Source organism: Nocardioides zeicaulis, from assembly GCF_042432345.1.
Classification (GTDB): Bacteria; Actinomycetota; Actinomycetes; order Propionibacteriales; family Nocardioidaceae; genus Nocardioides; species Nocardioides zeicaulis.
The window spans coordinates 399,796-418,842 of sequence record NZ_JBHLXH010000001.1; the positions used below are offsets into that span (position 1 = coordinate 399,796).

The 19,047-nt window shown below is 72.5% G+C and carries 21 protein-coding genes and 1 tRNA gene; 5 read left to right on the forward strand and 17 right to left on the reverse strand.

Features of this window, described 5'->3' with window-relative positions; translation table 11 throughout:
• The first annotated feature begins 178 nt into the window (after window positions 1-178).
• Window positions 179-376, forward strand: coding sequence for a helix-turn-helix domain-containing protein (locus ACFFJG_RS01980; protein ID WP_378516934.1), 198 nt, complete (start codon window positions 179-181; stop codon window positions 374-376).
• Window positions 377-937: 561 nt separating this feature from the next.
• Here ACFFJG_RS01980 and ACFFJG_RS01985 read toward each other — a convergent pair.
• Both ACFFJG_RS01985 and ACFFJG_RS01990 read right to left on the reverse strand, forming a co-directional pair.
• Window positions 938-1,009, reverse strand: a tRNA-Val gene (locus ACFFJG_RS01985).
• Between the two features lie 61 nt (window positions 1,010-1,070).
• Complete coding sequence (locus tag ACFFJG_RS01990; RefSeq protein WP_378516935.1) at window positions 1,071-1,601, reverse strand: PGPGW domain-containing protein; 531 nt, start codon at window positions 1,599-1,601, stop codon at window positions 1,071-1,073.
• 188 nt (window positions 1,602-1,789) lie between these two features.
• Between ACFFJG_RS01990 and ACFFJG_RS01995 the strand changes: the two genes are divergently transcribed.
• Entirely contained in the window at window positions 1,790-2,224 is a 435-nt protein-coding gene (locus ACFFJG_RS01995; protein WP_378516936.1) for an SsgA family sporulation/cell division regulator, read from the forward strand.
• A gap of 29 nt (window positions 2,225-2,253) precedes the next feature.
• On the opposite strand, the gene ACFFJG_RS02000 is transcribed toward ACFFJG_RS01995, so the two are convergent.
• The 9 genes from ACFFJG_RS02000 to ACFFJG_RS02040 form a co-directional block, all read right to left on the reverse strand.
• Entirely contained in the window at window positions 2,254-4,071 is a 1,818-nt protein-coding gene (locus ACFFJG_RS02000; RefSeq protein WP_378516937.1) for an ABC transporter ATP-binding protein, read from the reverse strand.
• Window positions 4,068-5,864, reverse strand: a complete 1,797-nt coding sequence (locus tag ACFFJG_RS02005) for an ABC transporter ATP-binding protein (protein WP_378516938.1) — start codon at window positions 5,862-5,864, stop codon at window positions 4,068-4,070. Before ACFFJG_RS02005 ends, ACFFJG_RS02000 begins: the two co-directional genes overlap by 4 nt.
• 130 nt (window positions 5,865-5,994) lie before the next feature.
• On the reverse strand, window positions 5,995-6,744 hold the full coding sequence (locus ACFFJG_RS02010; RefSeq protein ID WP_378516939.1) for an amino acid ABC transporter ATP-binding protein: 750 nt from the start codon (window positions 6,742-6,744) through the stop codon (window positions 5,995-5,997).
• Complete coding sequence (locus ACFFJG_RS02015) at window positions 6,741-7,604, reverse strand: amino acid ABC transporter permease (protein ID WP_378516940.1); 864 nt, start codon at window positions 7,602-7,604, stop codon at window positions 6,741-6,743. Before ACFFJG_RS02015 ends, ACFFJG_RS02010 begins: the two co-directional genes overlap by 4 nt.
• Window positions 7,604-8,494 (reverse strand): ABC transporter substrate-binding protein, encoded by an 891-nt coding sequence (locus ACFFJG_RS02020; RefSeq protein ID WP_378516941.1) that lies wholly within the window; start codon window positions 8,492-8,494, stop codon window positions 7,604-7,606. Before ACFFJG_RS02020 ends, ACFFJG_RS02015 begins: the two co-directional genes overlap by 1 nt.
• Window positions 8,495-8,521: 27 nt before the next feature.
• Window positions 8,522-9,283: an imidazole glycerol phosphate synthase subunit HisF gene (gene hisF, locus ACFFJG_RS02025; protein WP_378516942.1), complete on the reverse strand. Its 762-nt coding sequence runs from the start codon at window positions 9,281-9,283 to the stop codon at window positions 8,522-8,524.
• A complete protein-coding gene (locus tag ACFFJG_RS02030) occupies window positions 9,280-9,735 on the reverse strand; it encodes an NUDIX hydrolase (protein WP_378516943.1) in 456 nt (151 codons plus the stop codon). The genes hisF and ACFFJG_RS02030 overlap by 4 nt, the downstream gene beginning before the upstream one ends.
• A 2-nt stretch (window positions 9,736-9,737) precedes the next feature.
• Window positions 9,738-10,481 (reverse strand): bifunctional 1-(5-phosphoribosyl)-5-((5-phosphoribosylamino)methylideneamino)imidazole-4-carboxamide isomerase/phosphoribosylanthranilate isomerase PriA, encoded by a 744-nt coding sequence (gene priA / locus ACFFJG_RS02035; protein ID WP_378516944.1) that lies wholly within the window; start codon window positions 10,479-10,481, stop codon window positions 9,738-9,740.
• Window positions 10,482-10,546: 65 nt separating this feature from the next.
• Window positions 10,547-10,954 (reverse strand): hypothetical protein, encoded by a 408-nt coding sequence (locus ACFFJG_RS02040; protein ID WP_378516945.1) that lies wholly within the window; start codon window positions 10,952-10,954, stop codon window positions 10,547-10,549.
• Between the two features lie 196 nt (window positions 10,955-11,150).
• Here ACFFJG_RS02040 and ACFFJG_RS02045 point away from each other — a divergent pair, with 196 nt between their 5' ends.
• A complete protein-coding gene (locus tag ACFFJG_RS02045; RefSeq protein ID WP_378516946.1) occupies window positions 11,151-11,651 on the forward strand; it encodes a hypothetical protein in 501 nt (166 codons plus the stop codon).
• Here ACFFJG_RS02045 and ACFFJG_RS02050 read toward each other — a convergent pair.
• Genes ACFFJG_RS02050 through hisD form a run of 5 tightly spaced genes read right to left on the reverse strand, consistent with a single transcriptional unit; the run spans window position 11,648 to window position 15,995 of the window.
• Window positions 11,648-12,277 carry a hemerythrin domain-containing protein gene (locus ACFFJG_RS02050; RefSeq protein ID WP_378516947.1) on the reverse strand — a complete coding sequence of 210 codons (630 nt, stop codon included), beginning with the start codon at window positions 12,275-12,277 and terminating at the stop codon, window positions 11,648-11,650. The two genes, ACFFJG_RS02045 and ACFFJG_RS02050, sit on opposite strands and share 4 nt — an antisense overlap.
• A 55-nt stretch (window positions 12,278-12,332) precedes the next feature.
• On the reverse strand, window positions 12,333-12,971 hold the full coding sequence (gene hisH, locus ACFFJG_RS02055; RefSeq protein ID WP_378516948.1) for an imidazole glycerol phosphate synthase subunit HisH: 639 nt from the start codon (window positions 12,969-12,971) through the stop codon (window positions 12,333-12,335).
• Window positions 12,968-13,576: an imidazoleglycerol-phosphate dehydratase HisB gene (hisB, locus tag ACFFJG_RS02060; protein ID WP_378516949.1), complete on the reverse strand. Its 609-nt coding sequence runs from the start codon at window positions 13,574-13,576 to the stop codon at window positions 12,968-12,970. Before hisB ends, hisH begins: the two co-directional genes overlap by 4 nt.
• Window positions 13,573-14,691, reverse strand: a complete 1,119-nt coding sequence (locus ACFFJG_RS02065) for a histidinol-phosphate transaminase (RefSeq protein WP_378516950.1) — start codon at window positions 14,689-14,691, stop codon at window positions 13,573-13,575. The genes hisB and ACFFJG_RS02065 overlap by 4 nt, the downstream gene beginning before the upstream one ends.
• A complete protein-coding gene (gene hisD, locus ACFFJG_RS02070) occupies window positions 14,688-15,995 on the reverse strand; it encodes a histidinol dehydrogenase (protein WP_378519438.1) in 1,308 nt (435 codons plus the stop codon). Before hisD ends, ACFFJG_RS02065 begins: the two co-directional genes overlap by 4 nt.
• A gap of 83 nt (window positions 15,996-16,078) precedes the next feature.
• Here hisD and ACFFJG_RS02075 point away from each other — a divergent pair, with 83 nt between their 5' ends.
• Together ACFFJG_RS02075 and ybaK are read left to right on the forward strand one after the other, a co-directional pair.
• Window positions 16,079-16,744 (forward strand): LON peptidase substrate-binding domain-containing protein, encoded by a 666-nt coding sequence (locus ACFFJG_RS02075; RefSeq protein ID WP_378516951.1) that lies wholly within the window; start codon window positions 16,079-16,081, stop codon window positions 16,742-16,744.
• 28 nt (window positions 16,745-16,772) lie between these two features.
• A complete protein-coding gene (ybaK, locus tag ACFFJG_RS02080; RefSeq protein ID WP_378516952.1) occupies window positions 16,773-17,264 on the forward strand; it encodes a Cys-tRNA(Pro) deacylase in 492 nt (163 codons plus the stop codon).
• Window positions 17,265-17,276: 12 nt separating this feature from the next.
• On the opposite strand, the gene ACFFJG_RS02085 is transcribed toward ybaK, so the two are convergent.
• Window positions 17,277-19,031, reverse strand: a complete 1,755-nt coding sequence (locus tag ACFFJG_RS02085; protein WP_378516953.1) for a DUF3352 domain-containing protein — start codon at window positions 19,029-19,031, stop codon at window positions 17,277-17,279.
• Window positions 19,032-19,047: the final 16 nt, after the last annotated feature.

Genomic DNA, 19,047 nt, shown 5'->3' on the forward strand with positions numbered 1-19,047 from the left:
CCACGCGCGCAGCCCGTCGATGACCTCAGCCGATGTGTCGTGACACGTAGGTCTCCATGACCAGTTGTGTGCCCAGTGAAGTGATGAGGCCTGCCGCCGGACTGGCCGTCGCAATGACTCTGGTCGCGCCGCTTCGGGGTGCGTCATCGCTCGGTGAGCGTGTAGGGCGGGGTGCACGATGACCACGACTAAGCAGTTGCCGGTGTACGTAAGTCTCGACGAGGCTGCCCAGATCATGTCGCTCTCCACGCGGACCATTCGCCGTCGCATCAGCGACGGCACGATCCCGGCCTACCAGTGTGGCACCCGACCGATCCGCATTCGGCTCGACGAACTCGAGGCGGCTCTGAGGCCCATTCCGGCGGTCCGCCGCTGAGATCACCCGCGGCGGCGCACCCCGGTCTGCGGGACGGCCCCCACGGAGGATGAACCGTTGACTCCTTGAGGGCCTGCCGCGTACGTCGGCCCGATAGACCTGACCCTGCTGGCCGCGATCTTCCGGGGGGTCGATCGCGGTAGGGCACCGTCAGGCATGCTGACTGGCGGTGCCGACAGCACCTCACGGCCAGTCTGTCGTCAACGCGGCCCTGGGATTCTGCATGCTCGGACCGCTGACAACCGCTTGGCGAACGCAATCGGCCGACCCAGGTCGTGAGCGCACGGCCATCGACGAGAACCAGGCACAGCAGCGGACGCCGAGTAACCACTGTGCCCACGCCCCCAGAGCAGCAGTCGGGCGCAACGACACCTTTGCACCGGCTCGCAACGGTCACTTCTGATCGGCACACCCGCTCGAGCGTCTCAGCGTCATCCGGACTCGTGTGCGCGCCCGCAAGGGCGCTCACGCCCTCGTGATCCGACACGTATCCGACACGACAGCAATTTCAGAAACGGCCCTGACCTGCGTTTCCGCAGGTCAGGGCCTATTTCTGCTCGGTGGGCGATACTGGGTTCGAACCAGTGACCTCTTCGGTGTGAACGAAGCGCGCTACCACTGCGCCAATCGCCCGAGCTCGGGCAGAACGTTATCCCACGCGTCCCGGGAAGCCGTAATCGGGTGGGGACAGCCGTCAGCGCGAGGCGCCGCCGGTGCTCGAGCCGGACTTCTTGCCGTCCTTGGCCTCGGCCTTCTCCCGCTTGTGGGCCTCGCGGTCCTTCTCCAGCTGCTCGACCGCCTCCGGGTTGTCGTGGAAGCGGCGGTAGCTGTAGACGATGAGGGCGACGGCGATGAACGCCGAGAGCACCTGGGTGACGCCGGTCCACAGCCCGCCGGGCAGCCACCAGGTGTCCGACAGCGGCCACCACCCGGGGGCGTCGGGACGCAGGATCCACAGCACGCCGCAGGCGGCGAGGGCGATCGCTCCGAGCACCGAGAGCGTGATGCGGGGCCAGGTCTCGACGCTCTCCGCAGCACCCTGGAGCGCCCGGAGCCGGGCGGGCTCGACCCGGCGCTCGGCCCAGTCGTACTGCTGGGAGAGCAGGGCGAGGCCGGCGAAGATGCCGAGCAGCCCCGGGCCGGGGAGGAAGATGGCGGCGACGCCGAGCACCAGCAGCAGCCAACCCAGGGATTCGAGCGCGATGCGCTTGGCCGTGCCGGTCATGCGACGAACCCTAGCGGGGCCGGCCCAAGCCCTCCATGACCGTCGGAGTGACCGTGGCGTGTCCGCTGAGCGGTCACTCCGCGGCCGCGGTCTGGACCGCACCGGGCCATATTTCGCCGTTTCGCATCATCGAGGCGACTCCATGGAGTCTCATGATCACACCAGCAGGGAATCTCCAAGGAGACTTGATGAACATGTCCGGTGGCCGCAACACCATGACCGACGTCTCGGTCGACCTCACCGTGGAGTGCGTCGACGAGCGCGGGATCCGCCACGAGATCGACACGGTGCTCGGCTACAGCAGCGCCGACCCGTTCGCGGTCTCGATGACCTTCGTGACGAGCGACGGCGACCTCGTGTGGACCTACGGCCGCGACCTGCTGATGCGCGGCTCGCACACCCCGACCGGCGACGGCGACGTCCACGTCTCCCCCGCGGTCAGCATGACCGGCCAGCCGATGGTGGGCATCGAGCTCAGCTCGCCCGACGGGCACCTCGTGCTCCAGGCCCGCGCCGTCGACGTCGACCGCTTCCTCGCCCGCACCGCTGCCCTGGTCACCCCCGGCGAGGAGTCGGCCCACTTCGACGTCGACGCCCTCATCTCGCAGGTCCTGGCTTCCTGAGGCTCCCCGGGCCTCGGCCCTCGGTCCGCTCAGGACGACTGGCGCGAGTGCTGCGCCACCCAGCTGGCGTGCAGACCGGCGTAGACCCCGCCCTCCTCGGTGACCAGGACGGCGTGCGGACCGCGCTGCACGACCCGGCCGCGGTCGACCACGATCACCTCGTCGGCCGCCTCCGCCGTCGAGAGCCGGTGGGCGATCGTGACGGACGTGCGTGACTGCATCAGCCGCTCGAGCGCCCGACCGATCTGCATCTCCAGCGCCGGGTCGACCGCGCTGGTCGCCTCGTCGAGGACGAGCAGGTCGGGATCGGCCAGGTGGGCGCGCAGCAGCGCCACGAGCTGTCGCTCGCCGGCCGAGAGCGCCTCACCGCGCTGGCCCACGCCGGTCGCCAGCCCGTGGGGCAGCCCGGCCAGCCAGTCATCGATGCCGAGCTCGGCGGCGGACGCCCGGATCTCGTCCTCGGTGGCGCCCAGGCGGCCGTAGCGGACGTTGGCGGCGATGGAGTCGTCGAAGAGGAAGCCCTCCTGGGGCACGAGCACCACGCTCCGTCGCAGCGAGCGCGCCTCGATGCGGCGTACGTCGACGCCGTCGAGCAGGACGGCACCGTCGGTGGGGTCCATCAGGCGGGTCAGGAGCTTGGCGAAGGTGGACTTGCCCGAGCCGGTCTCCCCCACGATCGCCACGCGGGTGCCGGCGGCGATCGAGAGGTCGACGTCGCGCAGCACGGGCGGGCCGCCGGGGTAGGCGAAGCCGACCTCCGCGAAGCGGACGTCGATCGGGCCGCGCGGGAGCTGCTCGCCGTCGGGGCCCGGGTCGACGAGGTCGGCCGGCGTCTCGAGGATGCCGAGCACCCGGCGCCAGCTCGCGATGGCGTTCTGGGCGTCGGTGAGGATCTGGGTGCCCATCTGGACCGGGCCGACGAACAGCGAGACCAGGAACGCGAACGCCAGGACCCGGCCGGGCGTCATGTCACCGGTGAAGCCGAGCAGGATGCCGATGACGATCACGCCGGCGTTGGCGAGGCCGGCGGAGATGCCGCCGAGCGAGAACGAGGTGACCGTGTAGGTCTGGGCGTGGGTGTAGGCGTCCTGCCAGTCGGAGATGGCGGCGTCGATGCGCTCCTGGGTGCGGGCCTCGACGCCGTAGGAGCGCACGACCGCGGCGCCCACGACGGGCTCGGAGATCGCCCCGAGCAGGACGCCGACCTGGTGGCGCACCACGGTGTAGGCGGCCGACAGCTTCTTCTGGAACCAGCGGATCGACAGGAACAGCGGGGCGAAGCACAGCCACACGACCAGCGCGAGCTCCCAGCTGTAGACCACCATCAGCACTGTCGCGACGAGCATCTGGCCGATGCTCACCACGAAGATCAGGCCGCCGAAGACGAGGAACTGGCTGACCTGGTCGACGTCGGAGGTGACGCGCGAGACCAGCGCGCCGCGGCGCTCGGTGTTCTGGGTGAGCAGCGGGAGGTCGTGGACGTGGCGGAACGCCTTGGTGCGCAACGTGGCCAGGCCCCGCTCGGAGGTGGTGAAGAGCCGGCTCGTCATGCCGTAGGAGGCCACGCTGGTGACGGCGATCGCGAGCGCGGCCGCCAGGCCCATCCAGGCGACGTAGTCCAGGCGCGGGCCGCCAGGGGCGTTGAGCCCCTTGTCGAGGGTCTGCTGCACGGCGATCGGCACGACGATCTGGCCGCAGGAGGCGAGGACGGCCAGGAGCAGCGTGAGCCCGAGGCCCTCGCGCAGCTCCGGGGAGTAGCGCATGCCGAGGCGGATGGTGGCGAGCGCTCCGATGTCCTCGCCGGTGTCCATCCGGGTGCCGGCGGGCGCGGTGGTGGAGGCGCTCATGCGGGGGTCCCCTCGGCGTCGGTCTCGTAGGCGTTGACGAGCTGGGCGTAGGCCGGGCTGGTGGCCAGCAGCTCGGCGTGGGTGCCGCGACCCACGATGCGGCCGCCGTCGAGGTGGACCACCTCGTCGGCCAGCGAGATCGTCGCCTTGCGGTAGGCCACCACCACGAGGGAGGCGGCTTCACCCTCGCGGTCCTCGCGCAGCGAGGCGAGGATCCGCGCCTCGACCTCGGGGTCGACCGCGGAGGTCGCGTCGTCGAGGATCAGCAGCCGCGGACGTCGCACCAGCGCCCGGGCGAGCGAGAGGCGCTGGCGCTGGCCGCCTGAGAGCGACGTGCCGCGCTCGCCGAGGCGGGTGTCGAGGCCCTCGGGCAGGGCGGCGACGAAGCCGTCTGCCTGCGCGGTGCGCAGCGCGGCCCACACGTCCTCGTCGGGGACGTCGGCCCCGAGGGTGACGTTGCCGCGCACGGTGTCGTCGAACATGAACGCCGTCTGCGGCACCAGCGCCACGTCGCGCGGCAGCTCGCCGCGGCGCAGGTCGCGCAGGTCGGTGCCGTCGAGGCGCACCCCGCCGGCGTCGGGGTCGACCAGCCGGGTCATCAGGCTGGTGAGGGTGCTCTTGCCGGACGCCGTCGCGCCCACGAGGGCGACCGTGCGACCGGGCTGGACGTCGAACGCGACGCCCTGGAGCAGCGGCGCCGCCTCGTCGTAGGAGTAGTGCAGGTCGTCGACCTCGAGCAGGGCGCCCGACGACACGTCGCGGGGCAGCTCGGCGTCGCCGAAGGCCATCGAGCCGCGGGCGTCGAGGACGGCCTGGGCGCGGCGGTAGCCCACGACCGAGCGCGGGAACTCGCCGAGCAGCCAGCCGATCGCGCGGATCGGGAACGACACGATGGTGAGGAGGTAGGCCACGGTCACCACGTCGCCGGCCTGCGTCGCGCCGCTGGAGACCCGCGAGACACCGACCGACAGCACGACCAGGACACCGAGGCTCGGCAGGCTGGCCAGGGCCGGGTCGAAGACCGCGCGGATCCGTCCGGCGCGGATGTTGACGTCGCGCAGCTCGCGGACCTTGACGCCGAACCGGTCGGTCTCCTCCCCCTCGCGCCCGAGGGTCTTGACCACCATCGCCCCGTCGAAGGACTCGTGGGCGATCTCGCTGACCTCCGCACGCAGACCCTGCGCCCGCGTCATGAGTGGCGAGGAGTAGCGCTGGTAGAGCAGGTTGGCCGCGACCACGGCCGGGAAGACGAGCAGGCCCACGACCGCCATCGCCGTGTCGGCCAGGAACATCTGGACGACCGCGATCACCATCATCACGACCGTGCCGAGCGCCATCGGCAGCGGCATGATCGGCGACCACGCAGCCTCGACGTCGGAGTAGGCGTTGGACAGCAGCTGGCCGGTCGGGTGCCGCTGGTGCCACTCCATCGGCAGGGCGAGGTACTGGCGGGTGACGCTGCGCCGGGTGTGCGACTGCATCCGGTAGTACATGATGCCGCCGCCGAGGCGCCGGGCGACGATGCCCACGGCGCGCAGGAGGGCGACGGCCAGGAAGAGTGCGACCACCCACACCAGCAGCGACGCGCGGACCTCGCCGTCGTCGAACGCCGGGATCAGGACGTGCTGGGTGGACCAGCCGAGCACCCACGCGTCGGCGACGGTGAGCACCCCGAACAGGACCGCACCGAGGGTGGCGACCGTGAAGACGGTGGGCTCGCGACGGATGCCCACCCCCAGCACGCGGAAGCCGTCGAGTGTGGTGCTGCCCTTCAGCCTCGCGTCCTCGCCCACCGGTGTCGCCCGCCTCCTCGTCCTCGCCGCACGGTCGGTTGCCGAGCGCAACCATCCAGCCGGCTCAGGCTAGTCCCCGGCACCGACAGCCCGCGAATTGTTGGGGGGTCGGCCCAGTCCGACAGGGGGACTACGCGCGGATGCGGGACAGGAACGCGCGGGTGCGCTCCTGCTGCGGGTCGCCGAGCACCTGCTCGGGCGTGCCCCGTTCGTGGACCACGCCGTCGTGCAGGAAGCAGACCTGGTCGGCGACGTCGCGGGCGAAACCCATCTCGTGGGTGTTGAGCAGCATGGTCACGCCCTCGCCCTTGAGCTCGGTCAGCAGGTCCAGCACCTCGCCGACGAGCTCGGGGTCGAGGGCCGAGGTGACCTCGTCGAGCAGCATCAGCCGCGGGTTCGCCACGAGCGCGCGGGCGATGGCCACCCGCTGCTGCTGCCCGCCGGACAGGTCGTCGGGACGCGCCGAGGCCTTCGCCGCGAGACCGACGCGGTCGAGCATCGCGAGCCCGCGGGTGCGCGCCTCCTCCGCGCCCACGCGGTGGACCAGCCGCAGCGCCAGCGTGACGTTGCCGATCACGTCGAGGTGCGGGAAGAGGTTGTAGGCCTGGAAGACCATCCCCATCCGCGAGCGCACCTCGTCGCCGTCGACACGAGGGTCGGTGATGTCGCGGCCCTCGAAGGTGATCGTGCCGTCGTCGACCACCTCGAGCAGGTTCACGCAGCGCAGCAGCGTGGACTTGCCGGAGCCGGAGGCGCCGATGAGCACGACGCACTGGCCTGGCTCGACGACGAGGTCGACGTCTCGCAGCACGACGTTGGTGCCGAACGACTTGCGCACGCCCTCGAGTGCCAGGAGTTCCGAGGACTCGGTGAGGCTCACAGGTGGCCTCCTGCTCCGTGGTAGCCCTTCTTGCGGGCGTAGCGGTCGGTGAGCCGGGCCATCGGGATGGTCAGGCAGCAGAACAGGAAGCCGGCGACGACGTAGGGCGTGTAGTTGAAGTCCGAGGCGGTCTCGATCTGCGCGGCGCGGATCGCGTCGATCACGCCGAGCGCGGCGATCAGTCCCGAGTCCTTCTGCAGCGACACCAGGTCGTTCATCAGCGGGGGCAGCACCCGGCGCCAGGCCTGCGGGAGCACGACGCGGCGCAGCGTCTGGCCGTAGGAGAGCCCGAGCGAGCGGCCCGCCAGCCGCTGGCTGGGGTGGACCGACTCGATGCCGGCGCGGAACACCTCGGCGACGTAGGCCGAGTACGACAGCACCAGCGCCGTGCAGCCCCAGAACAGCGCGGAGGTGGGCAGGCCCGAGAGGCTGAGCGCCGGCCCCCCGTAGCCGAGCAGGAAGATCACCAGCAGCAGCGGCAGGCCACGGAAGACGTCGACGTAGGCCGTGCCGACGAGGCGCAGCGGGAACGCGACCGGACCGCGGACGGTCCGCATGACCGCGATCGTGAGGCTCAGCGCCACGATCAGCACGGCGCACAGCGCCATGACCCGGATGTTGAGCCACAGCCCCTCGAGGACCGCGGGGAAGGAGTCGACGGCCTTGTCCCAGTCGAAGTAGGTCTGCTGGACGCGCTCCCAGCCCGGCGAGCTCACCACGACGACCGCGACCGCCCCCAGCGCCAGGACGGTGCTGCCCGCGGCCACCACGGCGCTGCGGACCGTCCGACGTCGCCGCCACGTGTCACGCTCGCGCTGGACCGGTGAGGGCTCCCAGGCGGTGTCCACCTGGTCGGTCATCAGGACAGCTCGGGCGCGCCCTGCTGGGCCAGCCACTGCTGGCCGATCTGGTCGAGCACGCCGTCCTCGCGCAGGGCGTCCACGGCGGTGGACACGCAGGAGGTGAGCGGGCTGCCCTTGGCCAGGACGGCGCCGAACTGCTCGGGGTCGCCGTCGGGCAGCGGGAGCTGCCCGACGATGACGCCGTCGTCGAGCTGGACGGCAGCCATGTAGTAGGCGGTGGGGAGGTCGACGACGATGCCGTCGATCTGGCCGTTCTTCAGGGCCTGGACGGCCTGGTCGTTGGTGTCGAAGACGGCCGGGTCCTGCGACGGCTGGATCTGGTCGGTGATGGCGTCGTAGCTCGTGGTGCCGACCTGGGCACCGAGCTTGGCGTCGGCGAGGTCGGCCAGCGTGGTCGCGCCGTCGAGGGCGCTGCCCTTGTTGGTCACGACCGTCTGCACGACGTCGTAGTAGCCCGAGGAGAAGTCGACGGCCTTGCGGCGGGCCTCGGTGATGGAGACCTGGTTGAGGTCGAGGTCGAAGTCCTTCGGACCGGGCTGGACGACCTTGTTGAACGGGACGGTGACCCAGGTGACCTGGTCCTGGGTGTAGCCGAGCTGCTCGGCGATCGCGTAGGCGACCGCGGACTCGTAGCCCTCGCCGTTGGTCGGGTCGTTGTCGACGAACCACGGCTGGTAGGCGGGGTCGTCGGTGGCGATCGTGAGGGTCCCCGCGGTCACGGTGTCCAGCGCGTCCGGGGTGCACTCGTCGGCCGAGGCCGAGGCCGAGCTGCTCGAGCCCGACGCCGCGTCGGTGCCCGAGTCCGCGTCGTCGGTCGGGGCGCAGGCGGTGAGGGCGAAGGTGGCGGTCGCGAGCGCTGCGACAGCGATGCGGGGGGTCGTGAGCATGGCTGGATCCTACGGCCCCGGCCGTCGTCAGCGGACCGGGTGACCGGCTGTGGACAGCCCGGCCTTGACCTCCCCGACGCTCAGCGTGCCGAAGTGGAAGACCGTCGCGGCGAGCACCGCGTCGGCGCCTGCCTCGACCGCCGGCGCGAAGTGCTCGACCGCCCCCGCGCCCCCGCTCGCGATCACCGGGACGGCGACCTCGCGGCGTACCGCGCGGATCAGCTCGAGGTCGAACCCGTCGGTGGTGCCGTCGGCGTCCATCGCGTTGAGGAGGATCTCACCGGCGCCCAGCGTGGCCGCGCGCACGGCCCACTCGATCGCGTCGAGCCCGGCGCTCCTGCGCCCTCCGTGGGTGGTGACCTCGAAGCCGCTCGCGGTGCCGGCGGCCCGTCGGGCGTCGACGCTCAGCACGAGCACCTGGTTGCCGAAGCGGTCGGCGATCTCGGCCACCAGCTCGGGGCGGTGGATCGCGGCGGTGTTGACCGCGACCTTGTCGGCGCCTGCGCGCAGCAGCCGGTCGACGTCGTCGACGCTGCTCACTCCCCCGCCGACCGTGAGCGGGATGAACACCTCCTCCGCGCACCGGCTGACGACCTCCATGGTGGTGGCGCGGCCCTGGTGGGAGGCGGAGATGTCGAGGAACGTCAGCTCGTCGGCGCCCTCGGCGTCGTAGAGCCGGGCGAGCTCGACCGGGTCGCCTGCGTCGCGCAGCTCGGTGAAGTTCACGCCCTTGACGACGCGGCCCCCGTCGACGTCGAGGCACGGGATCACGCGCACGGCGAGGCTCATCGTCGGGCCTCCCGCTCGCGCCGGGCGGTCAGGGCGACGTCGACGATGTCGGCGCGCGGCTGGCCCTCGAGCTCGGCGAGCGGGACCCACCGAGCGAAGTCGGTGGACCCGTCGACCTCGGTCGTGCCGAGCTCGCCACCGGTGATGGTCGCGTCGAAGACGAAGCGCTGCGAGCGGAACCAGCCGTCGAACGACCGCCCCCGCCCGGTGAAGTAGTGGTCGACGAGGAGGTCGCCGAGCTCGACGTGGTGCCCGGTCTCCTCGAAGACCTCGCGCACCGCGCCGTCGCGGATCGACTCCTCGAAGTCGACGCCGCCGCCGGGCAGCGACCACTCCGGGTCGCTGTGGCCCTCGCCGTTCCACCACGTCAGCAGGACGGACTCCTGGCCGTCGACCTCGTCCACGATCAGCACGTAGGCGGCGAGCCGGACGTGGTAGTCGGTGAACTCCATGCTCAGGCGCCCTTCGTCAGGGCGAGGGCGTCCTCGAGGGTGAACCGGCCCTCGTAGAGCGCCGTGCCGGCGATGGCGCCCTCCACGCCGTCGTCGACCAGTCCCATGAGCGCGCGGATGTCGTCGAGCGTCGTGACGCCACCGCTGGCCACGACCGGCCGGTCGGTGGCCGCGCAGACGTCGCGCAGCAGCGGGAGGTTGGGGCCCTGGAGCATGCCGTCCTTGTTGACGTCGGTGACGACGTAGCGCGCGCAGCCCTCGGCGTCGAGGCGGGCGAGCGTCTCGTAGAGGTCGCCGCCGTCGCGGGTCCAGCCCCGCGCGGCGAGGGTCGTGCCGCGCACGTCGAGGCCGACGGCCACGCGGTCGCCGTAGGTGGCGATGGCCCGCGCGCACCACTCGGGCTGCTCGAGCGCGGCGGTGCCGATGTTGACCCGGCGGCACCCGGCGGCCATCGCGGCCTCGAGGGACTCGTCGTCGCGGATCCCGCCGCTCATCTCGACCTGGATGTCGAGCGTGCCGACGATGCGCGCCTGCAGCTCGCGGTTGTGGCCGTGGCCGAAGGCCGCGTCGAGGTCCACCAGGTGGATCCACTCCGCACCCGCCTCCTGCCAGCGCAGCGCGGCCTCGATCGGGTCGCCGAACCGCTTCTCCGACCCGTCCACGCCCTGCACCAGCTGCACGGCCTGGCCGCCCTTGATGTCGACGGCGGGCAGGAGCTCGAGGTAGGGCTGCTCGGTGCTGGGCATGGGTCCGATCCTAGGAGCCGGGCCGCCCGTCGCCGCAGGCGCCACCGGCTCCCGAGACGGTCACCTCACCACTGCGGGTCGTTGATCCAAGCGGTCAGGTCGGAGAACGATCCGATGCCGAGCGCGGGCGCCAGGACCGCGGGCAGCGCGACCACTAGGACGACGAAGGCGATCGCGCCGAGCCACGGGCGTCCGCGCACGCCGTGGAGGGCCACGCCTGCGGCGGCGGCGGGAACGACGAACGGCAGGGCCGCCGGGAGCTGCCAGGCCGACCACGCCACGATGGCGATGTAGAGGACCAGCCCGGTCAGGCGGACGACGAGCCCGCGCGCCCAGGACCGGCGGCGCCCACGGCTGGCGTGGCGGCGTACGTCGGAGATCGGCAGGTGGCATCCCGGGCAGGACGCCCGCGAGGCGGGCACGTCGACTCGGCACAGCGGACAGGTCAGCGCGGGAGCGACGGTCTCGGGCACCGGAGAACGGTATGTGGCAGACGCCGATCTCGGGCGCGAACGCCGGATCTCGCGGGTTCGTGCGGCAGACGCGCGGACAGAAGTCGGCTCGGTGGCCGCAGTCCAAGCTCGACCACACCCCGGCGTCCCGGCGGTGCCTGCGCGTCTCCGCCCGCCGCCGCATCCCAAGACCGAGGTCACCGATAGCGTCGTCGACGTGATCGGCGACCGGTGGGGCGTGAACGAGCCGGAGGTGGCGCGGGCCTACGGCTGCGACGCCTTCGAGCCGGCGCCGACGATGCAGGCGTGGCGCGGGGTGACCGTGGCCGCGGAGGCGCCGGTGGTGTGGGCGCGGGTGCGGCAGGTGCGGGTGGCCCCGTACTCCTACGACCTCGTCGACAACCTCGGCCGCCGTTCGCCCAGGGAGCTGCTCGACGTCCCCGAGCCGGTTGTGGGCGACCCGTTCACGCGGGCGTTCGGCCGCGACCAGGGCCGCGTGGTGGCCGTCGACCCGGGGCGCGAGCTGACCGCGGTCATCATGGGCGCGCACATGTCGTACGCCGTCGTGCCGGGCGAGGGCGGCACCCGGTTGCTGCTCAAGGTGGTGGCCGCCACGAGCCGGCTGGTCTCGCCCGCCCTGTGCGTCGGCGACCTGGTGATGGCACGCAAGCAGCTGCTCACGCTCGCTGCCCTGGCCGAGGCCGACGCGCGCGGCTAGCGCCAGGTGGGCGCGACCTCGCGGCGGTAGCGCCGGGCGAGGAGGGTGGTGAGGACCGCCACGACCGGGCGCGGCACGGCCGCGCGGAGGCCCTCGAGCTCGCGGGGCCCGGCCCCGTCCTGCATCCAGGCGAGCGCGTTGGCCGCGTCGAGGGTGCTGGCCGGACGCAGCTTCTTGGTGAGCTCCTCGAAGTCCGCGTCGTGCTTGAGGTCGTCCATCAGTCCCTCGACGTCACGCTCCTCGTGCTCGAGGTGGCCTTTGACGACGGTGGCGGCACGCGCCACGTCGTCGGCGACGGCGGTCGCGTGGTCGGCGGTGGGTGTGGCGACGAGCGCGTCGAGCCCGGCCGAGACCGAGGCGAGGGCGGTCTTCATCGCCTGGTGCTCGGCCTCCATCTGCGCGAGGAGCGTGGCGTCGAACCCCCTCGAGGCCAGGAACGGCCACATGTGCTCGTCCTCGGCCTCGTGGTGGTGGGTCAGCTCGCGCACGAGGTTGCGCCAGGCGGTGCGCACCTGGCTGACCCGCGCCGCGTCACCCTCGGCGAGCGCCCGCAGCGCCTGCTCGGTGCGAGCCACGTCGCGGCGCACCGCGGCGTGGATGACCTGGTTCATGCTGAGCGGCGGCATCCACCGACGGTAGCGCCGCCCGGGCCGGGGCCGCGTCCCCCACCTGGGGCACTCCTCAGGACAGCGAGCGCACCCAGTTGCGCAGCAGAGCGGCGCCGGCGTCGCCGGACTTCTCGGGGTGGAACTGGGTCGCGCAGAGCGGGCCGTTCTCGACCGCCGCCACGAACCGGTCGCCACCGTGCTCGGCCCAGGTGACCAGCGGCGCGGCGGTCCGGTCGTTGGTGACCAGGTCCCACGAGCGCGCGGCGTAGGAGTGGACGAAGTAGAACCGCTCGCCCTGCACGCCCTCGAACAGCCGGGTGCCGTCGGGCACCTCGACGGTGTTCCAGCCCATGTGCGGGACCACGTCGGCCTCCAGCCGCGTGACCCGGCCGGGCCACTCGTCGCAGCCCTCGGTCTGGACGCCGTGCTCGACGCCTCCAGCGAAGAGGATCTGCATGCCCACGCAGATCCCGAGCACCGGGCGCCCGCCGGCCAGACGACGGCCGATGATCCGCTCGCCCTTGATCGCGCGCAGGCCGGCCATGCAGGCGGCGTAGGCGCCGACGCCGGGCACGAGCAGGCCGTCGGCGGCCAGCGCGGTGTCGAAGTCGCCGGTCAGCGTGACCTCCGCGCCCGCCCGCTCGACCGCGCGGACGGCGGAGCGGAGGTTGCCCGAGCCGTAGTCGAGGACGACGACCGACGGAGCGGTCACAGCGTGCCCTTCGTGGAGGGCACGCCCTGCTCGCGCGGGTCGAGGGCGACCGCGTCGCGCAGCGCGCGGGCGAACGCCTTGAACTGCGTCTCGACGACGTGGTGGGGGTCGCGGCCGGCCAGGACGCGGACGTGGAGGCCGAAGTGGCCGTGGTGCGCGATCGACTCGAAGACGTGCTGGGTCAGCGAGCCCGCGTAGGGCACGCCCGAGCCGCCGATCAGGGCGTACACCTGCCCGTCCGGCTCCCCGGTGTGCACGCAGTAGGGGCGTCCGGACACGTCCACGACCGCCTGGACGAGCGCCTCGTCGAGGGGCACGGTGGCGTCGCCGAAGCGCCGGATCCCGGACTTGTCGCCGAGGGCCTGGCGCAGCGCCTGCCCGAGCGCGATCGCGGTGTCCTCCACCGAGTGGTGGCCGTCGATGTGGACGTCACCGGTGGTGCGGACCGTCAGGTCGACCAGCGAGTGGCGCGCGAACGCGGTGAGCATGTGGTCGTAGAACCCGACACCGGTCGAGACCTCCGAGCGTCCGCTGCCGTCGAGGTCGACCTCGACCAGGACGCTCGACTCCTGGGTGGTGCGCTCGATCCTCGCCGTGCGGCTCATCCGGTCTCCTCCATCACGTCGGTCAGTGCGTCCCTGAATGCTGCCATCTCCGCAGGCGTGCCGATCGAGACCCGCAGCCAGCCGTCGGGGCCGGTCTCGCGGATCAGCACGCCGCGGTCGACCAGTCCCTGCCAGACGGCGTGGCGGTCGGCGAAGCGGCCGAAGAGCACGAAGTTCGCATCGGAGTCGGCCACCTCGTGGCCCCGCCCGCGCAGCCACTCGACGGTGCGGTCGCGCTCCGCGCGCAGCTCCTCCACCCGGCCGAGCAGCTCGGGGGCGTGGCGCAGGGCGGCCAGCGCGGTCGCCTGCGTGACCGCGGACAGGTGGTAGGGCAGGCGCACGACGCGGATAGCGTCGCAGATGGCCGGGTCCGCGGCGAGGTAGCCCAGGCGGGCACCGGCGAGCGCGAACGCCTTGCTCATCGTGCGGCTGACGACGAGGTTGCGGTGGCGCGGCAGCAGCTCGAGCGCGCTCGGCGTGCCGGTGCGACGGAACTCGCCGTAGGCCTCGTCGACCACCACCAGCCCGCCGGGCTCGTAGGAGGCGGCGGCCTCGCACAGCACCGTGACCGCCTCGGGCGGGAGCGCGGTGCCCGTCGGGTTGTTGGGGCTGGGCAGCAGCACCACCGACGGGCGGCGCTCCAGCACGAGGGCGCGCGCGGCGTCGAGGTCGAGGGCGAAGTCCTCGGCCCGGTGGCCGGTGACCCACTCGGTCATCGCGTCGCGGGCGTACTCGGGGTACATCGAGTACGTCGGCGCGAACGACAGCGCGCACCGACCGGGCCCGCCGAAGGCCTGCAGCAGCTGGAGCATCACCTCGTTGGAGCCGTTGGCCGCCCAGACCATCGCGGGCGTGATGCCCGACCCGCCCGAGGTGTTGAGGTAGGCCGCCAGGCCCTCGCGCAGCGCCGTGAACTCGCGGTCGGGGTACCGGTTGAGCCGCACCGCGGCCTCACCGACGGCACGCGCGATGTCGGCAGCGGCCTCCGGGGAGGGGCCGTAGGGGTTCTCGTTGACGTTGAGCTGCACCGGCACCTGCTCCAGGGACAGCTGGGGTGCGCCGTAGGGCTCGACCCCCTGCAGCTCCTCGCGCAGGGGTGGGAACGTGGCGCTCATCGGCCGGTCTCGAACCGGACCGAGACGGCCTGGCCGTGGCCCGGGAGGTCCTCGGCGCCGGCCAGGGTGACGACGTGGTCGGCGACCTCCGCGAGCGCCTCGCGGGAGTAGTCCACGACGTGCATCGACCGGGTGAAGGCGCGCACCGACAGGCCGCTGGAGTGGCAGGCACAGCCGGCGGTCGGCAGCACGTGGTTGGAGCCGGCGGCGTAGTCGCCCAGCGACACCGGCGCCCACGGACCCACGAAGACGGCGCCGGCGTTGCGGACGCGCGCCGCGACGGCGGCCGCGTCGCGGGTCTGGATCTCGAGGTGCTCGGCGGCGTAGGCGTCGACCACCTGCACGCCCTGGTCGACGTCGTCGACGAGCACGATCGCGGACTGCGAGCCGCCCAGTGCCGAGCGGATGCGCTCCGTGTGGCGGGTGGCGAAGACCTGCTTGTCGAGCTCGACCTCCACCGCGTCGGCGAGGGCCGTCGAGTCGGTGACCAGCACCGAGGCGGCCATCGGGTCGTGCTCGGCCTGGCTGATGAGGTCGGCGGCGACGAAGGCGGGCTCCGCGGTGTCGTCGGCCAGGATCGCGATCTCGGTCGTCCCGGCCTCGGAGTCGATGCCCACCACGCCTCGCACGAGGCGCTTGGCGGCCGCGACGTAGATGTTGCCGGGCCCGGTCACGAGGTCGACCGGACGGCACGGTCCCGCCCCGTGGGCGAACATCGCGATCGCCTGCGCGCCGCCGACGGCGTAGACCTCCTCGACGCCGAGCAGCTCGCACGCGGCCAGGATCGTGGGCGCGGGCAGTCCCCCGCGGGTCTTCTGCGGCGGGCTGGCGAGGGCGATCGACCGGACCCCGGCGACCTGCGCGGGCACGACGTTCATCACGACGCTGCTCACCAGCGGGGCGAGCCCACCGGGGACGTAGAGGCCGACGCGGTCGATGGGCACCTTGCGGTGGGTGACGACGGCGCCGGGGGCGACCGTGCTGGTGACGTCGTGCTCGAGCTCGGCCTCGCAGGTGGCGCGCAGGCGTCGTACGGACTCCTCGAGCGCCGCGCGCACGTCGGGGTCCAGCTCGGCCAGGGCCGTGCGGAGCGCCTCGCGCGGCACGGTGATGTCGTCACGGTCCACGCCGTCGAAGCGGGCCGACAGCTCCACGATCGCCTCCACGCCGCGGGTGCGGACGGCGTCGATGATCGGCTGCACCTGATGCGTGGCGGCCTCGACGTCGAACTCGGCGCGCGGCACGCTCGCGCGGTAGTCGACGGACGCGCGGTCGGCGCCCCTCAGGTCGATGCGGCGGATCAGGGACATGGCTCGATCCTAGGTTCCGCGGCGGGTCGGCCCGAGGTCGGCCGTGCGGGGTGGACACGTCGGGCTAGGTTGGTGACGTGAGCGACACACTGCCGATGTTCCCGCTGGGCACCGTCGTGTTCCCGGGGATGAGCGTGCCGCTCCACGTCTTCGAGGACCGCTACCGGATGCTGGTGCGCCACCTCCTGGCCGTCGAGGACCCCGCCCAGCGGGTCTTCGGCACCGTCGCCATCCGCGAGGGCTACGAGGTCGGCGACCACGGCGCGCAGTCGGTCTACCGGGTCGGCTGCGTGCTGCAGCTCACCGAGGTCGACCGCAACGCCGACGGCACCTTCGACATCGTGGCCGTCGCCCGCGAGCGGCTCCAGCTGGAGGAGATGCAGCGCGGGTCGGACTTCCCGCAGGGGGTGGCCGAGGTGCTCACCGAGCCCCGGGTGGACGTCCCCGCCGAGGTGCTGGAGCGCGCCCGGGCCACCTTCACCGCGTTCCGGGTGGCGATGACCGAGCTGCAGGGCGACCCGTTCAGCGGCTCCCTCCCGCGCGACCCCGACTACCTCGCCTGGACGCTGTCCGCACTGGCTCCCCTCCCCCTGGCCGAGCGCCAGTCGCTGCTGGAGGCCCCCGACACGACCGAGCGGCTCCGGCTGGTGACCCGCCTGCTCACCGAGGAGCTGCGGGCGATCAACGTCATCCCCTCGCTGCCCGCGACCCAGGTCGCGCGCACCGCCTGGTCGCCCAACTGAGACCCGCAGGTGCGGCGAGGGACGATCGATGGCGAAGAAGACCCGGGCGGCCGGCGGCACCCCGGCGACGGCCGCGCTCACCGCGGCCGGGATCGCGTACACCGCTCACCCCTACACCCACGACCCGCGGGCGACGTCCTACGGCCTCGAGGCCGCGGAGGCACTGGGGGTGGAGCCCGCACGGGTCTTCAAGACGCTGCTGGCCCAGCTCGACGGGTCGCTGGTCGTCGGTGTCGTACCCGTCTCGGGCCAGCTCGACCTCAAGGCGCTGGCGCGCGCGCTGGGCGGCAGCAAGGCGCAGATGGCCGAGGTCGCCGCGGCGGAACGGGCCACCGGGTACGTCGCCGGCGGCATCTCGCCGTTCGGCCAGAAGCGCCTGCTGCCGACCGTGCTCGATGCCTCCGCGCTCGAGCACCCGACGATCTTCGTGTCGGGTGGCCGGCGCGGCCTGGACCTCGAGGTGGCCCCGGACGACGTGGTGGCGGCCACCGGAGCGGTGACCGCCACCATCGGGCGCTGAGCCGGGCCGACGTCAGTCGGTGGTCAGCTTCAGCTGTCCGTGCATGACGTCGCCGTCGAGCCAGCTGCTCACGCCGAAGGCGGAGAGCGGCTCGAGGTTCTCGCTGACCTCGGGCATGTCCTCGGTCATCCGCACCAGCCAGTCGTCGTCGGCGTCGAAGTTGACGAAGAACACGGTCTGCGCGTCACCGTCGACGACCTCGGAGTAGTCGTCGCTCCCGCCGAGGTCGCCCCCGGAGGCCAGCGCGTCGCGGTAGTCGTCCTGCAGCGCGAGCACGGCGTAGCCGTCGCCCTCGGTCACCTGCAGGTAGTCGGCGACCTCCGGCGGCACCTGTGCCTTGAGCTTGTCGAGCACCGCCTGGATCTCGTCGGCGTCGCCCCTGATCGTGATGCCGGCCGGGATCTCGCCCGGACCGCCGTTGGTGATGGCCTCGGGGTCGATCCCGCTGCCGACCGACAGGGTGACGCCCTCGCCGAGGAGGGTCTCGACGTCCTCGGGGAACGCCATCCCGGTCTCGCTCTCCATCTGGGCGATGCCGTCGTCGATCGAGGCGGCGTCCTCGGGCAGGGCCGACTTGACGTAGTCCACCATCGCCTGGGCCCAGCCCTTCTCGAGGGAGAAGCCCATCGCCGCGATCGTGTCGTCGGGCAGGTCGCCCACCATCGAGGCGCCCTCGTCGCTGTCGAGGTACTTCGTCACGTCGGGCTGGTAGTCGGACATGGCGTACTCGACCTCGACCGAGCCGTCGTCGAAGCGCACCGTGGCGGCCATGCCGTCGAAGTCGGCGATCATCTGCTCGAGCTCCGGCGGGACGTCGCCCGTGCCGGAGTCGGTGCCCGTGTCGGTGCCCATGTCGGTGTCGGAGCCGGTCGAGTCCTCGGTCGAGGCGAAGCAGGCGTCCATCTCCTCGGTCGTGGTCGCCTGGTCGAAGCACTCCTGGTCGAAGCCGCCCATGGCGTCGCTGCCGGACCCCGTCAGGTCACCGGCGAGCGGTCCGCCGAGCATCGAGCCCATCTCGGCGGCGTCGGCGAGGTACTTCGCGGCGCCCTTGGCGACGTAGAACGTCATGAAGCCGTCGTCGCCGGCCTCGCCGGTCCACGTGCCGAAGGCGGCGTCGTCAGCCAGCGTGCCGGAGCCCGCGCCGTCGACCACCTGCTCGGCGATGTCCTTGGTCTCGGCCAGGACGAGCCAGTCGCCCTCGACGACCCATCCGCCCGCCTCGCCGTCGGCGGCATCCCCGCCGCAGGTGTCGACGAGCTTCTGGACGCCCTCCTCGGCCTTGCCGGAGTCGGTGACCTGGACGACCGCGACCGGCGCGGGCTCGTCCTCGCCGAGCTCGACCGCCGCCATGGCGGCGCGCGAGCCCAGCCACGGCTTCACGTCGGCGTCGTAGTCGAGGCCCTCGCACTCGCCCGACTTCGTGATCTCCTGGAAGAGCCGCTCACGCAGGTCCTCGTCGCTCTCGAGGTCGATCTCGTCGGTGAAGCCGGGGAACCTCCGCAGCGTCTTGATGGCCTCGATCTTCTGGCCGCCGCTGGGGTCGAGGTCGACGCTGGCGTAGGCGATGGTCGAGTCGGGCAGCGCCTCGGCCGGCTGTGCGCCGGTGGCGAAGAAGCTGGTGGCGGCCCAGGCGCCGCCGGCGACGACGGCACCTCCGGCCACGAGCGCGCCGAGCACGACCAGGCGCTTGCGGTTGTCGTCGGCGGGCCCGGTCGGGGCCTGTCCTCCGGCGTCCAGGTACTCAGGACCACCCGGTGTCATGCTCATCGTCTGCTGTCCCCCA

What these genes read in the sequence shown, in the direction of transcription:
- ACFFJG_RS01980 (WP_378516934.1), top strand. Translation starts at nt 179, where the DNA reads ATGACCACGACTAAGCAGTTGCCGGTGTACGTAAGTCTCGACGAGGCT.
- ACFFJG_RS01990 (WP_378516935.1), bottom strand. Translation starts at nt 1,601, where the DNA reads ATGACCGGCACGGCCAAGCGCATCGCGCTCGAATCCCTGGGTTGGCTG.
- ACFFJG_RS01995 (WP_378516936.1), top strand. Translation starts at nt 1,790, where the DNA reads ATGAACATGTCCGGTGGCCGCAACACCATGACCGACGTCTCGGTCGAC.
- ACFFJG_RS02000 (WP_378516937.1), bottom strand. Translation starts at nt 4,071, where the DNA reads ATGAGCGCCTCCACCACCGCGCCCGCCGGCACCCGGATGGACACCGGC.
- ACFFJG_RS02015 (WP_378516940.1), bottom strand. Translation starts at nt 7,604, where the DNA reads ATGACCGACCAGGTGGACACCGCCTGGGAGCCCTCACCGGTCCAGCGC.
- ACFFJG_RS02020 (WP_378516941.1), bottom strand. Translation starts at nt 8,494, where the DNA reads ATGCTCACGACCCCCCGCATCGCTGTCGCAGCGCTCGCGACCGCCACC.
- hisF (WP_378516942.1), bottom strand. Translation starts at nt 9,283, where the DNA reads ATGAGCCTCGCCGTGCGCGTGATCCCGTGCCTCGACGTCGACGGGGGC.
- ACFFJG_RS02030 (WP_378516943.1), bottom strand. Translation starts at nt 9,735, where the DNA reads ATGGAGTTCACCGACTACCACGTCCGGCTCGCCGCCTACGTGCTGATC.
- priA (WP_378516944.1), bottom strand. Translation starts at nt 10,481, where the DNA reads ATGCCCAGCACCGAGCAGCCCTACCTCGAGCTCCTGCCCGCCGTCGAC.
- ACFFJG_RS02050 (WP_378516947.1), bottom strand. Translation starts at nt 12,277, where the DNA reads ATGCCGCCGCTCAGCATGAACCAGGTCATCCACGCCGCGGTGCGCCGC.
- hisB (WP_378516949.1), bottom strand. Translation starts at nt 13,576, where the DNA reads ATGAGCCGCACGGCGAGGATCGAGCGCACCACCCAGGAGTCGAGCGTC.
- ACFFJG_RS02065 (WP_378516950.1), bottom strand. Translation starts at nt 14,691, where the DNA reads ATGAGCGCCACGTTCCCACCCCTGCGCGAGGAGCTGCAGGGGGTCGAG.
- ybaK (WP_378516952.1), top strand. Translation starts at nt 16,773, where the DNA reads ATGGCGAAGAAGACCCGGGCGGCCGGCGGCACCCCGGCGACGGCCGCG.
- ACFFJG_RS02085 (WP_378516953.1), bottom strand. Translation starts at nt 19,031, where the DNA reads ATGAGCATGACACCGGGTGGTCCTGAGTACCTGGACGCCGGAGGACAG.